Source organism: Sorangium sp. So ce327 (assembly GCF_051530205.1).
Classification (GTDB): Bacteria; Myxococcota_A; Polyangia; order Polyangiales; family Polyangiaceae; genus Sorangium; species Sorangium cellulosum_B.
The window spans coordinates 7,286,632-7,300,417 of sequence record NZ_CP150330.1 but is presented as its reverse complement, the minus strand read 5'-3'; the positions used below and the strand labels follow the sequence as shown (position 1 = coordinate 7,300,417).

Genomic DNA, 13,786 nt, shown 5'->3' with positions numbered 1-13,786 from the left:
TCAATATTTGGGGGCTTTGCACAGCAGCTCCTTGCGCTTCACGATCTGCGGCAGGTAGACCTGCTCGTTCCAGTCTGCCCTCTCGACCGGCTCGAGCGCGATCGAGATCGCCTCCTCGTTGCACCGGAACGCGCTCCTTACCGCGTGGGTGATCGCCGCGACCAGATCGGCCTGCTGCTGCTCGCTGAGTGAGACGGGGAAGTGCTTGATGTTGACGTGGGGCATGCGGATGTCCTCCATGGCTTCGGTGTTGTGTTCGGGCTTCGCGTCGGCGCGAAGTTGGCGGTGAATCTGCTCGATCAGCTCGTCGATGCCCGGCTCTTTGAGCAGGCCATAATGGTCCGCGTCGAGATCGATGAAGGTCGAGGCGCTCGTCGAGCAGCTATCATGTCCCTCGATGCCCTCGAAGAACGACCGGTCGTCTCCCCGCGCCCTGAAGATCGTCACGGGCGCGCGGATGCGCCGCTCCACGAGCTCGCAGCTGGTGTACTTGAACTCATAGGTTTGATGCACGATCCGGATGACCCTCTTCACCAGCTCCGGATCGAGGCCTGTGAATCTCCTGGCGATGAACGACGCGAAGCTCTCCTCGTCTCTCGCGACCTCAAGGCACTCGGCGAGCGCGGGGTCGGTGATGCTGCCGGCGAATACCGAGAAGAGGATCGTCGCATATTCCTTGTTGTCGTAGGTGGGCTCGCTGCCCGAGGTCGAGACGCTCTTCGCCCCTACCTTCGGCGACCCTGGGGCGATCAAGAACAGGCGCTGCACCCGCTCGCCAGCACGCTCGATCTGATGAGCCGCTTCGAAGGCGACACGAGCGCCGAACGAATACCCCCACAGCGTGTAGGGCCCGGCGGGCTGAAGTCGCCGGATGACCTTGATGTCCTCTGCGGCCATCTGCTGGAGGGTGGGGTAAGGGATCTCGCCCTCGTTGATCCCGTGAGCCTGCACGCCGTACAGGGGCCGATCGGCGCCCATCTTGCGCGCGAGCAGCCTCAGGTTCATGGTGTAACCGCCGAGGCCCGGCCAGCAGTAGACGGGGTTCCCCGCGCCTCTCGTCTGTAGCCGCACGAGCCGTGATGCTGGCTCGACGCCCGCGCCGTCGACCACGAGCGCGAGCTTCTCGATGGTCGGCGACCCGAACAGGACTTGCAGCGGCAGGGAGGTCTGGAACGCCCTGTTGATCTTGCTCACCAGTCCGACGGCGATGAGCGAATTGCCTCCGGACTCGAAGAAGTCATCTTGCACAGAGACCTCGTCCTGCTTCATCTCCTTGAGCCAGAGCTGCTTGATGCGCGCCTCGGTCTCCGTTCGGGGCGCCACGAACGGCCGATCGGCGAGCTCCACCTTGACGCGGTCCAGCGCCTTGAGGTCGATCTTCCCGTTGGCTGTGAGCGGCAGCCTGTCCAGCACGATGACCTTGTTCGGAACCATGTAGTCGGGAAGGAAGCTCCCCAGGTCGTCCCGGATCATCTCCGCGGGCCCCTTCATGTGAACGACGTCCTCCTTCATCCCTTCGCTGAGCGCCTGCTCCTCGCTGATGCGCCCGCCGACGAAGAAGTAGGAGGGGCCCGGGGCCCTGCCGCAGGCTTTCAGGATGCTGTCCATGCGCTTGGCCGAGGGCAGATCGTCCCCGGTCCTGGAGCTGTACCCCGAGGACATGAACCCGAGGTTGATGTCGTTCGCCTGCAGGTGCTGGAGCTTCCTCCCGAGATCGATGTACCTCATCCAGCCCTTGGAGGTCCTGCTGATGACCGTGATGCCGAGGCTCGCCCTCTCGTAGACTTGCTGGTTGATGGCGATGACATGCCGCTTCAAGATCAGCTCGTCCGATAGCTTCTCGAGGACGCCATCTCGGTACTGGTACTGACCCGCGGTGAGGTCAGCGACCTTGCCGGGGTGCACCTGGACGAAGATCTCGACCGCGTCGTCGGGGCGCCGCTCCGCGCGCGGGACGAGCTCGAACGTGCCGATGTAGTGGTCCTCATCCGCGGAGTCCAGGTGGCTCATCGTCGCGGGGGCATGGTCGAGCTCCTTGATGTCCAGCCCATAACGGGGCAGGACCTCCTCGAACAGGCCCACCATGTGTCCCGCTTCAATCTCCAGGACTTCGTGGATGTTGTTCTTGTAGGTGGGCTCGATGGCCCGCCTCTTTCCGACGAAATGCACCCTCGCCTGCGCCGCCGTGGAGGCGAGCTTCTCTCGCAGGAGGATCAGCTGGTGGTGAACAGGATGGTGGTAGTAAACTCCCGACTTCAGGCCGCATAGATTGTCCAGCTCGAAGTACATCTGCGTCGCGTACAGCGCTCCTGGCGACGCGTAGCCGTACTTCGGCAGCAGGCGCTCCGCGCTCAGGAACTGCCCGAAGTACCGCAGAATCTCCCCGAGCTGCGCGAAGCTCAGCGCCTCCAGGCTTCGGGCGTGGGCGCCCGCGAGCCTCTGGCCGGCCCGCCGGCCGAGCAGGCGCAGGATGTCGGCCTTCGTGATGCCCTCGCCGTCGAAGAATCGATAGGTCTTGCGCGCGAACACCTGCTGTCTCTGCTCCCGGGTCGGCGTTCGGCCGGGCAGGTCGAAGACCGCCTTGCCGCGGAGCTCCTGGGGGGCCCGGCATCCCGAGTTCGACAGCTGCGCCTTGACCTGGAGCTTGCTCTCCTTCGACGCGTGGTGGGCGCCGTGATGGCCCTGGTCCATCAGGGCTGCTTCTCTCGGGTTCAGCTCGATGAAGGCGATCAGGTTCTGGAAGCCGGTGCGGGGATCGTTCTTGACGGTGACCGCCGCGTGCTTGACCCAGTCGTGCAGCTCGATGGCCAGCCTTATTTCGTCGAGCTCGACCCGGAACCCGCGCAGCTTGATCTGGTTGTCGGCCCGGCCAGCGAACTGGACGGTGCCGTCGGCGTTCCAGTACGCGAGATCGCCGGTCCTGTAGAGCTTCGCGCGCTGGCCATCCGCCTGGAACGGGTCGTCGATGAACCGCTCGGCGGTCAGGTCGGGCCGGTTCAGGTACCCTCGTGCGAGCTGGGCTCCGCCGATGTAGAGCTCGCCGATCTCGCCCGCGACCATGGGCGACCGGCGCTCGTCGAGGATATGGTACTGCGTATCGTGCACGGGAGCGCCGATGGAGATCGTGCTGGGGCCGTCGTGAACCGTGCGGCGATCGACCGTGAACGCGGACGAGTTGATGGTGCATTCGGTCGGGCCGTACAGGTTGACCAGCTCGCACCCGGGCAGCACCTCGAGGCACCGGAGCGCGAGGCTCCTGGACAGGGCTTCTCCGCCGCTGAAGACCTGCGTGAGTGAGTCGCAGCGGTGGAGCGCTTCGGTGTCCAGGAGGGCCTGGAGCAGGGTCGGAACACACTGTAGCGTCGTCACGCGGTGCCTGATGATGGTTTCGATCAGCCGCTCCGGGTCCCGGTACACGCCAGGGCTGCCCACGACGACGGTGCTGCCGCAGGCGGGCGCCAGGATCTCCCACTGGGCCGCGTCGAAGCTCATGGGCGTCTTCTGCAGGACGACCCGCCTCCGATCCAGCCCATGGGCCGTCCGGAGCCAGCCCATCTGGTTGACGATGCTCCGATGCTCGATCATCACGCCCTTCGGCTTCCCGGTGCTGCCGGAGGTGTAGATGACGTAGGCCAGGTTGTGTGAGCGAAGGCCGGAGCCCAGGTCGCGGTTCTCGGCGCTCGCGTCCGAACGGCCGTGGGCCGCGGCGTCTTTCAGGGTGACGATCCTCGTGCCTCGCGGGGCGAGCTCGGTCAGCCTGGCCTTGAGGTCCTCTTGAGAGAAGATGACCTTCGTGCGGCTGTCCTCGATCATGTAGCGCAGTCGGTCCTCGGGGTACTCCGGCGAGAGCGGCAGGTAAGCGCTGCCAGAGAGAAGGGTCCCCCACGCGCCCACCATCAGGTCGATCGATGGCTCCACGAACAGACCGACGCAGTCGTCGGGAGCCACGCCGAGGTGCCGCAGGTACATCGCCACATCCGAGCTGCGCGCCGCGAGCTGGCGGTAGGTCAGGATCTCGTCCTCACGGACGACGGCAGCGCTGTCCGGCTGCGTCCGGACCTGCTCCCAGAGCAGGTCAGTGATGCACGACCCTGCGAAGGAGGCTGCTTCCATGGCGGCGTGTCGCGCTGGCTGCTCCCGCGCGTCAGCGACGGCGCGGGGCGAACGGATCATGGGTTGTTTCACAATCATCCTCTTGACGTGATGTCGATGGCCTCTGGATGAGCACCACGGATCATGCGCGCACGTCCCCCTCGGCACGCGGTCGGGAGCGCCGCAGGCGATCGTCGCGATATCCCACCGCGAACGTGCCCCAGCAGACTGCGTGCCATGCCGTCGCGGCGTGCTGCGGCAGCGGAGGCCTCGCAGCGACGACCGAGATACGCCCAGCTTCTCGCGCCCTCTCGATCTCGACCCGTCAGCGAGGCGACCGCCCAGCCGCGTGTTCGCGCAGCGCGTTGCGTGAGCGCGCTGCGTGGTTGGGCAGCCCGTTGCGCAAGTACACCTGGCGCGCCTGGGGGCGCGTTTCGCAGCTGCGCCGCGTGCTGCACGACCGCGCAGATCGCGAGGGCCGCTCCTCTCTCGGAGGTTGTGGAATCGAGCGAGAGACAGGCGTCCCGGCGGGGCGGCTTCTACCGGGTCCAGGTGGGCGCGAAGGAGGACTTCCTCCGGATCATGGCACCTCGCGCCTCTGCGGGACCCGGCGGTTGCCGGGCCGCTGGCCTTCCACGGGTGGCAATCTTTGCCTGAATGGCAAGGGGTGCCCGCAAGCGCTGCAGGCGGCGCCCTCGGCTCCAGCCTCGGCCGTCGCGATCATGCCAGAGGAGCACCGGCAAAGGAGCGCGTCCCTCGGCCCCTGCCGGCGCGAGGGGCCGAGGGCCCCTCCCTACGCGCGGCGGACGATGTCTTGCAGCGCGCTCTCCAGTCGGCGCTCGACGGCGGGGTCGTCGAGCGCCGGCGTGATCTCCTCGGGCACGACGCGCGCGCGCATGATGACCCGCGCATAGATGAACGCGTCGCGCGCGTTCGGAGGGTCCTTGTCGCCGAGACAGGAGCGGAGCAGCTGGTACGCTCGGCCTTTCACAGCGCCTCCGCTGTCCGCGCGCGCTCGACGGTGGTGATGATCCGGTGCACCGCGGCGATCGCGGTCTCGTGCGCCGCGAACGCGTCCCGCACGACGTGCGCTGCCCTCGCGGCGGCGCCCTCGTCGAGCGTACCCCCGAGCACGCTCTCGGCGAGCCGGACGAGCGGGCTGATCTCGACCATGTCCCGCGTGAGGGACCGCGTCGCCTGGGCGAGCTCGGACGCCGCCTCGGCCGGAGCGGAGCGCGAGAGGGCCATGGCGTCGTCGGCCAGCTCGGCCGCGATCGCGAACATGTCCCGGTAGCAGTCGACCGCCGCGCGAAGATCGTCCGGGCTCGGCGCGATCTGCGGCGCCTCCGGCAGCGTCGCCGCCGCGCGCTGCGCCTCGGCGAGCACCGGAGCGATGGCCAGGAGCGCGCGCTCCAGCGCACGCGCGGTCTGCCCGAACCGGCCGAGGCGCTCCCTCGCGGTGCGGCTCGGCGGCGGCGTGTCGCTCTCCAGCGCCTCGAGCCGCGCGCCGGCCTCGGCGGCGAGCCGATGGAGGCCCTCGACGACGCCCGGCTCGAAGGTGCGCGGGACGAGGTCGATCACGCAGAGCGAACCGACCACATGCCGGCGCACCCGCACCGGCACACCCGCGTACGCGCGGATGCCATAACGCTCCACCAGCTCCTTGGGTACGCGCTCGTCGTGCAAGGCGTCCTCGACCACGAGCGGCGCCTCGTGGCGCACGACGAGCTGGCAGAACGAGCTGCTCCGTGAGGTCGCGCAGCTGACGCCCAGGTCGGGCGGCAGGCCGCGGTGCGCGCGGAACAGCTGGATGTGTCGGACCACCAGGCTCACGAGCGCCATCGGCGCCCGGGCGAGCTCGGCCGCCCGCTCGACGCAGGCGTCCAGGATGGCGTCCGCGTCGTCGCGCAGCAGCACGTGGTGCAGCTCGGCGAGGCGCGCGGGATCGTTCAAATCGGCCATGGGGGTGTTCTTGCCGGGGCGACAGGGCGGGCTCAACCGCGAGCGCCGCCGTGCCCGCGCCCGGCCCACGATCTTACCGCAACCCGGCGCCTCGAGCTGCCCCCGCGGGCGCTTCATCGGCTCCGCGCTCCAGGAGACACGACCCCACCGGTGTCCACCTTCGAGCCGGCGGCTTCGCTGTCTCGCCGCCCCGGCGCCGCTCGCCCGCGCTCGCACCCGAAAGAAAGCCCTGGGAACAACCATGAACCAGCTCTCGGCAGCGCCGGTGCCGAGCTGGCGTCCTCCGCGGCCCCTGCGTCGACGCTCACGCTCGTCGGCCTCTCCACGGGGTTCCATGTCCCTCCACACGGGCCCCCGGGGCGTGGTCCAGGATGGATGCGTGATCTCGCCGAGACGCTCCCAGAACGTCCGAGGCGACCACACCGGCGCTGGGCCGTATCACCGCGATGCCGGTGTGCGGAGGTGATCGCGCCTCTCGAACAGGGAAAGCCATCCTTGACAGGGGCACGACAGACGATATCGTGCGCGGTCGCTCATTCGGTTTCTCGGGAGCGACGCACGAGATCAAATGGCGCTTTCATCGCGCTGCGCAGAGGGTCGTTCCTGACGAACAACGCCGTTGCCGCTGCGTCAGGCCACGGTCGCGCCTGGCCCACGATAACGGCGGGGATCCGTGCAAACGCCACGATGGCGAGTGCTCGCCGGCGCCCAGCTCGGCCGGATTGAACCCTCGACAGGAAGGTTCGCACATGAGCAAGAAGCGGTTTGCCCTGGGCCTGTCCGTGTCGGTCCTCTCGCTCCTCCACGTCGGCTGCGCAGCCGACGTGGAGGACGTCCAGCGCGCCGCGCTGGCGTCGCACGCCTGGGGCAAATACCACTGGGCACGAACGAGCAACCCCTTCACCATCAAGCTCGGCAACAACGTGTCCTCCGCGTGGGCCGAGCACCTCTCGGTCGCCGCCAGCGATTGGTCCAGGTCGTCGGTGCTCGACGCCACCGTCGCTGCCGGCGGGGGCGGCAGGCGATGCCGGCCCACCAGCGGGAGGGCCGAGGTCTGCAACGCGCGATACGGTGCCAACGGGTGGCTCGGACTGGCCACGGTCTGGGCCGACGGGGAGCACATCACCCAGGGCACGGTGAGGCTGAACGACACCTACTTCGACACGGCCAGGTACGACACGCCGGCATGGAGAGCCTCCGTGACGTGCCAGGAGATCGGGCATATCTTCGGGCTCGCGCACAACGACGAGGACTTCAGCACGACGACCGGGACGTGCATGGACTACTCGAACGATCCGGGGCAAAACCAGCACCCGGATCAGCATGACTACACGCAGCTCGAGGCCATCTACAAGCACCTCGATAGCATGACGACCGTCGGCGCTGCCGGCGCGGCGCCGCCCGCCCTGGCCGGCGTCGACCCCACCGACATGGAGCATTGGGGCGATCCGGTCGACGTGTCGCCGAGCGGGCGCGTGCATACCTTCGTCCGCGACCTCGGCCATCTTCAGGTCATCACCACCGTGACCTGGGCGCCCGAATAAGACTACTCGCGCGCGAGCGGCAGCGCCCAGGGCCCTCCGGCGCCGGCGCGAGAGATCACCTGGAGCAACGCGTCGCTCGCCCGCTCGGGCGCGTAGTCGTAGGGGGGCGTGAAGACGTCATCCGCTGGCTCCCCGTCTCCGCCCAGGTGAACGCCGCTCTCGTCGCGGTAGAGGTTCGAGCCAGGGGCGGCGAGGAGGAGCCCCCGGCCCGTCGCGTCGCTGCAGTCCGAGCGCCGCGTCGCCGCGTCGGCGTTCTCGAACACGCTCGCCTCGAGCAGCACCTGCCCCTCACAGGCGGCGCCGACCGCCCAGTCCGAGATGTTCGAGAACACATTGTTGAAGAGGTGGGCGCGCGCTCGGGATCCGGTGGCGAGGGGGGCGCGCGTCCTCACTTCATCGAAGCGACAGTGGTGCATCGTCACCTCGGCGTCGGTGATCGTGCAGGCCCAGCGCTCGCGGCCGCCGCACTCGGCCTCGTTGCTGCCGTCGAAGTGGCCGTAGGAGAAGGTGACCCCGCTCGTGCCCGCGTGGACGTCGGCGAAGGCGTCGCTGATCCGCTGGACGGTCGTGTGATCGATCCAGACCCTGGAGGCTTGCGTCAGCGTGAACGCATCGCCCGCTTCGTGCACGTTCGAGTTCAGATCGTAGAGGGCGACGTTGCGGATGATCACGTTCTCGCTCTCGTTGAGATCCATGTTCACGCCCGGCAGCGCCGCGCCGCGCCCGAGCCCGACGAGGGTCTTGTTGGAACCGAACTGGAGGACGCGATGGTTCCGCGTCGCCCCGACGAGCGGACGCTCACAGGTCGCATCCCCGGTGAGGACCTGATAGAACGTCTTCTCGGGCTCCCCCGAGCAGGTGCTCGGACAGACCTCGATGTCCTGGACCTCCGAGCCTGTGCGGCGGAAGTCGTAGAGGCCTTCGGCCAGCAAGATCACGGCCGGGTCGTCCGAGCGGGCGAGCGTCTCGAGCTCGGTCCAGCTCGAGACAAGCACGGGCGTCGCCCCCGCGCCCCCCGTCGTGCCCTCGCCAAAGCCGATCGCCTCGACCCGTATCACCTTGCGGAGGGCGATAGGCCCCCGCGTCCCCGGCGCGGGCCCGATCCAGCGAGCCTCCGTGCTCGCGGGGAAGGCCGCCTCGGGATCGCAGCCCGGCAGATCTCCAGCGCTCCCCAGCTCGCGCGCCGCCGTCCAGCCGCTGTCGCCGTAGCCGGGCGCGGTCCAGTCTCCTTCCGGCGCGGTGCTCAGCTTCCAGTCGCTGCCGCTCCCATGGCTGCGCTCGAGCTCGTCGAGGTGGACGAGCGCCGCGGGGGTCCCCGCTGCGGCGTGAACGCTCACGGCGATCACGTTCTCTCCCGGCAGCAAGGAGAGGGGCACGAAGATCGGAGCGCGCGCCGACTCGCTCGCGGCGATGAGATCCCCGTTGACGTGGACGCGGAAGGTATCGCGCGCCGTGATCGAGAGACCGGGGCCCTCGAGCGCCCCGTAGCTCGCGCTGACGAGCGGCGAACTCGCGAGCTCCTCTCCCTCTCCGAAGGCGGCCCCCGGAGGGAGCTCCGCCGCCGGCGGCTCGCCGTCGCAGGCGAGCTCCGAGAGGGTAGGAGAGCTGCCGCCGACACCCGCGTTGCCCGGGGGTCGGGTGGCCGTCTGGAGGAGCTGATCCTCACAGGAGAGCCCCCAGGCCAGGGCCGAGAGCGCGGCGACTCGGAGGAGCCGGGTGCGGCAGGAGAGGCGCATGACGAACAGGGCAAAGCTGCGGGGCGACGCCCGAGAGCGCAACCGAAATGCTCCGAGTCGCCTGCTCCGATCCAGCGTCCTGGCGGCGGGCGAATTTTTCTGGAGGCTCGGGATGCCCTTAAGTAACTAGGAGAGAGTGGCTCAACCCACGCGCTCCGCCCCGCCGCCCGGACCCACCTTGGCCCGCTTCCCCGCCGACAGGCGGTCGGACGCGAGCTTGGTCGCTGGCGCCGCCGCTGGAGAGCGGGAGGCCCTCGCCGTCATCTGGGACAGGTACTCGGGTCTCGTGCGAGGTGTGCTGTATGGGGCCCTCGGTCCCGATACCAGCCTTGAAGATCTGGTCCAGGAGGTCTTCCTGGGCCTGATGCAGGGGGCCGCGCGCATCCAGGACGGGGGGGCCCTCCGTGGCTATCTTGCGTCCATGGCGGCGCGGCAGGCAGCGCTCGAGATCCGGAAGCGCAAGATACGCCGCTGGGTGGGCCTTTCCCCGAGCGGAGAGCTCCCCGAGCGCGCCCTCGAGCGCGTCGACTTCGAGCATCGCGAGGTGCTGAGCGCCCTCCACCGTGTGCTCGACAGGCTGAGCACGCGCCGGCGCATGGCCTTCGTGCTGCGCCACGTGCAAGGCCTCGAAATGCTCGAGACGGCCGCGGCGCTCGGCGTGTCCGAGTCGACGGTGCGCCGTGAGCTCGAGAGCGCGCGCGCGTTCTTGCTCAAGGCGCGCGAGCCAGCCCTCCAGGAGTTCCTGTCCCGGTGTGAAGGACTTTGGCCATGAGCGAACCCGAACGACAGCTCGATCCCGTCGCGGCCCTCCTGCAGAGAGCCGCTCAGCTGAGCGAGCCGGAGCGCCGCGAGGCGCGCGCCGCCTTCCTGCGCCGCGTCGACGAGGCGCAGGCGCGCTCGAGCAAGGCGCGGGTGGTCGTCCGCTGGGTGGCTCCGCTCGCCCTCGCCGCGAGCGTGCTGATGGCCGTTTTCTTCTTCTGGCGAACGGAGCGAGGTCTCGATTACGTCGTCGAGGGCGCGGTGAACGAGAGCGGCTATGTGCGCGTACCCGTCGATCACCTGGCCGCCATCACCTTCTCCGATCAGACGCGGATCCGGGCCGCGGCGGGGGCGCGGCTCCGTATCGACGAGACCAGGAACGAGCGCGGCGCCCGCATCTCGGTCGAACGCGGCCGGGTCGAAGCCGAGGTCACGCACACCGGGCACAGCGAGTGGCGCTTCGTCGCGGGTCCCTTCGTGGTCCGCGTGGTGGGCACGCGCTTCGAGCTCCTCTGGGACGCTGACCGCGAGCGGCTCGAGGTGATCCTGCGCGAGGGGGCGGTCGAGGTGGAGGGCTACTCCGGCTCTGGCGCCGTGAGCGTGCGCGCAGGGCAGCGCTTCGTGGGGGACGCTCAGGCGAGGACCCTGCACGTCAGCGACACGACGGCTCAGGCCCCCGATACGGCGGCTCAGGCCCCCGACACGGCGGTGCAAGGCGCCGAGCCCGCGCCTCCCGCGGCGCAGGGGCAGCTCGCCGAGGTCGCTGCACCGCCGCCGGAGCCTGCTGCTCCCCCGGCGCCGAGCTCCGCTGAAACCCCGGCGCCCCTGGTCGCCCCGCCGAGCGCCAGACCGCCCTGGAGCAAGCTCGTTTCCCAGGGCGAGTTCCGGCGCGTCGTCCAGGAGGCCGAGGCGCGGGGCACGCAGAGCTGTCTCACCTCCTGTGATGCCGCCGATCTGAACGCCCTGGCCGACGCCGCTCGCTACGTGGGGCAGAACGAGCTCGCCGAGCAGGCCCTGCTCGCCCTGCGCGCGCGCTACGCGTCGACCGCGGGGAGCCGCGCGGCCTTCTTGCTCGGGCGCCTTCACGAGAGCCGCGGCGCCGCCGCGCGCGCCAGGACCTGGTACGAGACGGCCCTTCGCGAGGCGCCGGGCGGCGCCTTTGCCGCCGAAGCGCTCGCGGGAAAGATGCGCGCGGTCCAGAGCCTCGAAGGACCGGCCGCCGCGCGCGTGGTGGCGCAAGAGTACCTGCGCCTCTACCCGAGCGGGGTCCACGCCAAGACGGCTCGACAGCTCGCCGCTCAGCCCTGATCCATGATCCGGCGGGCGCGAACGCTCCTCGTCCTGCTCCTGCTGCTCGTCTGCCCTCGACTGGCCTGGGCGCAGCGCGTGCTCGTCGTCCGACCGGATCCGCGCGACGCCACGCTCTTCGAGGCCTTCGGGCGGCTCTCTGCCGAGCTGGAGCTCCAGTCCTTCGAGGTCATCGTGCTCGGGAGCGCCGCGCGATCGCCCGGGGCCGAGGAGCTCGAGCGAGAGGCGCAGGAGAGCCAGGCCTTTGCGGCTGTTGCGCTGCGGCGCGACGGAAGCGGCACGGCCGCCGAGGTGTGCATCGTGGATCGCGTGACCGGCAAGACGACCACGCGAAAGCTCCTCATCGATCCCTCCAGCGATGGCCCGATGCTCCTCGCCGTACGCGCCGTCGATCTGCTGCGCGCAAGCCTCCTCGAGCTGGGCCCGGGCCAGGCTCCCGCGCGGGATGTGCTCGGCGTCGAGGCCCAGCCGCCCGCCCCCGAGGTGCTCCGCTTCTCCCGGGAGCCGCCCCGCTTTCACGTGCGCACGGGGGGGCTCGTCCTCTTCACGCCCTCGGTGGGCGGCGGCGTCGGCGCGCAGATCGGCGCGCACACCCGCCTCGACGAGCGCTTCCGTCTCGGCCTGCTCCTCGGCGGTCCCCTCTTTGGCGCCGAGTTCCGCGCAGCAGGCGGCGCCGCCCGGGTGCGCCAGGAGCTCGCGCTCCTCCGGGCCAGCTGGAACCTGGGGCAAACGGCTGCCGGTCTTCACTGGGAATGGGGGCCGCTCCTTGGCGTCGGCGCCTACCACCTCCAGGCCACCGGCCATGTCGAGCCGCCGCTCCTGGGGCGCAGCGAGGAGTTCTTCAGCTTCGCCGCGGACGCGGGGCTGAGCGTCCAGTACTTCTTTCATCCGAGCGTGGGCCTCGGCCTCGAGCTCACCTGTCTCACGCTCCTGCCGCGCCCCATCATCGCCGTCGATGACGAGCGCACCGCTCCGCTCATCGCTCAAGCCCTGGGCACGCTCAGCCTGGGGGTCTCGTTCTGAGGGAGCATGGCGAGGCGCGCGCGCGTCCTCGAGGCGTCACGGGACGAGGGAGTTGATGTACTCCTCGAGGTTCGTCCAGCCGTCGCCGTTGCGGTCGCCATTGCGATCCTCCGGGTCGTGAGGATCGAGCGAGGCGGAGACCTCCCATGCATCGGGCATCCCGTCCTGATCCGTGTCCGCGGGCGCAGCGCCCCCCGGGATGTCTCCAACGGTGTTGGGGAGGCCGAGGCTCTTCTCGTCGCTGATCGTGGCGCCATCGGTCCCGAGGGACGCGAGCTCTTCCATGACGAAATCGTCGACCGGGTCACGCCAGAGAGACGCCCCGGCGTGCTTCATCACGTGGTCGAAGGCGTCCTTCGCGCTCATCGCGGGCACGTCGGGAATCTCGACGCTCGGCGCCGCCTCCCAGGTCACCGAGCCGAAGTCCCCCTGGCCGAGCGGGCGGCCGTTCAGGACACCGTCCTTGTTGCTGTCGTACCAGTTGTCGACGGCATAGAGGTGGTACTCTGGCGTGGGGCTGTCCAGGGTGCCGCCGTTCGTCTCCGGGCCGGGGATCAGGGTATTGCCGACCATCACCCCGTCCGAGCGCCCGCTCGTGTCGCCCAGGATGTACCCCGAGGTGACCCAGTTGTAGACGACGTTGTTGACGAACTGCAGCGTCCCGCGGGCCTTCGGGTTACGGGAATTGTTGTCGATGTACAAGGACCGGATGATCGACGTGCCGGTCGTGTTGACGATGCCGCCCGTGCTGTGCGTCTGGAGCCCCTGCGCGACGATCGAATCTTGAAGCGTGATGTTGTAGAGCTCCGCCCCGCTCTCCCGGTTCAGATCGAAGGTGCCGTCGCGCCCCCAGCTCAGCGAGCAATGGTCCCAGATCACATCGTGTCCGTTGGCCATGGTGACGGTGTCCTTGCCCGAGTCGCCGATCTTGCCCATGCGAAACCGCACGTAGCGAACGATCGTGTTCGACGCGCCGGAGAAGGAGGTGCCGTTGCCGTAGACGGTGATGCCGCCGCCCGGCGCGGTTTGCCCGGCGATCGTCTGGTTGTTCTTGAACACCAGGCGGGCGTCGATCTTGATGACGCCGCCGACGTCGAAGACCACGGTGCGATTCGGCTGGCTGATGGCATCCCGCAGGGAGCCGGGCCCCGCATCGTTCAGGTTGGTGACATGGTAGACGTCGCCGCCGCGCGCGCCGGTGGCCATCCGCCCGAATCCCTCGGCGCCGGGGAAGGCCCCGAACGCGACGGCGCCCGACCCGCCCGTCCCGGCGCCGCCGCCCACACCCGCGCTCGGTGCGCCGCCGCCCGCGCCCGGGCTCGGCGCACCGCCGGTCCCTCCAGCTCCCGTCGTCACCCCGGA

Annotated in this window: 9 protein-coding genes; 4 read left to right on the top strand and 5 right to left on the bottom strand. The window is 69.4% G+C overall.

Going from position 1 to position 13,786, the window contains the following annotated elements; genetic code table 11:
- The 3 genes from WME95_RS27320 to WME95_RS27310 form a co-directional block, all read right to left on the bottom strand.
- Positions 1-4,113 (bottom strand): amino acid adenylation domain-containing protein, encoded by a 4,113-nt coding sequence (locus WME95_RS27320; protein ID WP_437911034.1) that lies wholly within the window; start codon positions 4,111-4,113, stop codon positions 1-3.
- A 772-nt stretch (positions 4,114-4,885) separates the two neighbouring features.
- Positions 4,886-5,083 (bottom strand): hypothetical protein, encoded by a 198-nt coding sequence (locus tag WME95_RS27315; RefSeq protein WP_437541247.1) that lies wholly within the window; start codon positions 5,081-5,083, stop codon positions 4,886-4,888.
- A complete protein-coding gene (locus WME95_RS27310) occupies positions 5,080-6,054 on the bottom strand; it encodes a GAF domain-containing protein (protein ID WP_437902315.1) in 975 nt (324 codons plus the stop codon). The genes WME95_RS27315 and WME95_RS27310 overlap by 4 nt, the downstream gene beginning before the upstream one ends.
- Positions 6,055-6,803: 749 nt before the next feature.
- Between WME95_RS27310 and WME95_RS27305 the strand changes: the two genes are divergently transcribed.
- Positions 6,804-7,598 (top strand): hypothetical protein, encoded by a 795-nt coding sequence (locus WME95_RS27305; RefSeq protein ID WP_437902314.1) that lies wholly within the window; start codon positions 6,804-6,806, stop codon positions 7,596-7,598.
- A gap of 2 nt (positions 7,599-7,600) precedes the next feature.
- On the opposite strand, the gene WME95_RS27300 is transcribed toward WME95_RS27305, so the two are convergent.
- Positions 7,601-9,376 carry a pectate lyase family protein gene (locus WME95_RS27300; protein ID WP_437902313.1) on the bottom strand — a complete coding sequence of 592 codons (1,776 nt, stop codon included), beginning with the start codon at positions 9,374-9,376 and terminating at the stop codon, positions 7,601-7,603.
- A 94-nt stretch (positions 9,377-9,470) separates the two neighbouring features.
- On the opposite strand from WME95_RS27300, the gene WME95_RS27295 reads away from it, so the two are divergent.
- From WME95_RS27295 to WME95_RS27285, 3 genes are read left to right on the top strand one after another with little or no spacing between them, the layout of a single operon-like run.
- Positions 9,471-10,106 (top strand): RNA polymerase sigma factor, encoded by a 636-nt coding sequence (locus tag WME95_RS27295; protein WP_437902312.1) that lies wholly within the window; start codon positions 9,471-9,473, stop codon positions 10,104-10,106.
- Positions 10,103-11,401 carry a FecR domain-containing protein gene (locus tag WME95_RS27290; protein ID WP_437902311.1) on the top strand — a complete coding sequence of 433 codons (1,299 nt, stop codon included), beginning with the start codon at positions 10,103-10,105 and terminating at the stop codon, positions 11,399-11,401. Before WME95_RS27295 ends, WME95_RS27290 begins: the two co-directional genes overlap by 4 nt.
- A 3-nt stretch (positions 11,402-11,404) precedes the next feature.
- A complete protein-coding gene (locus tag WME95_RS27285; RefSeq protein ID WP_437902310.1) occupies positions 11,405-12,424 on the top strand; it encodes a hypothetical protein in 1,020 nt (339 codons plus the stop codon).
- A 36-nt stretch (positions 12,425-12,460) separates the two neighbouring features.
- Here WME95_RS27285 and WME95_RS27280 read toward each other — a convergent pair whose 3' ends face one another.
- The gene (locus WME95_RS27280) at positions 12,461-13,780 is read right to left on the bottom strand and encodes a pectate lyase (protein ID WP_437902309.1); all 1,320 of its coding nucleotides are present in this window, start codon (positions 13,778-13,780) and stop codon (positions 12,461-12,463) included.
- Positions 13,781-13,786 lie beyond the last annotated feature (6 nt).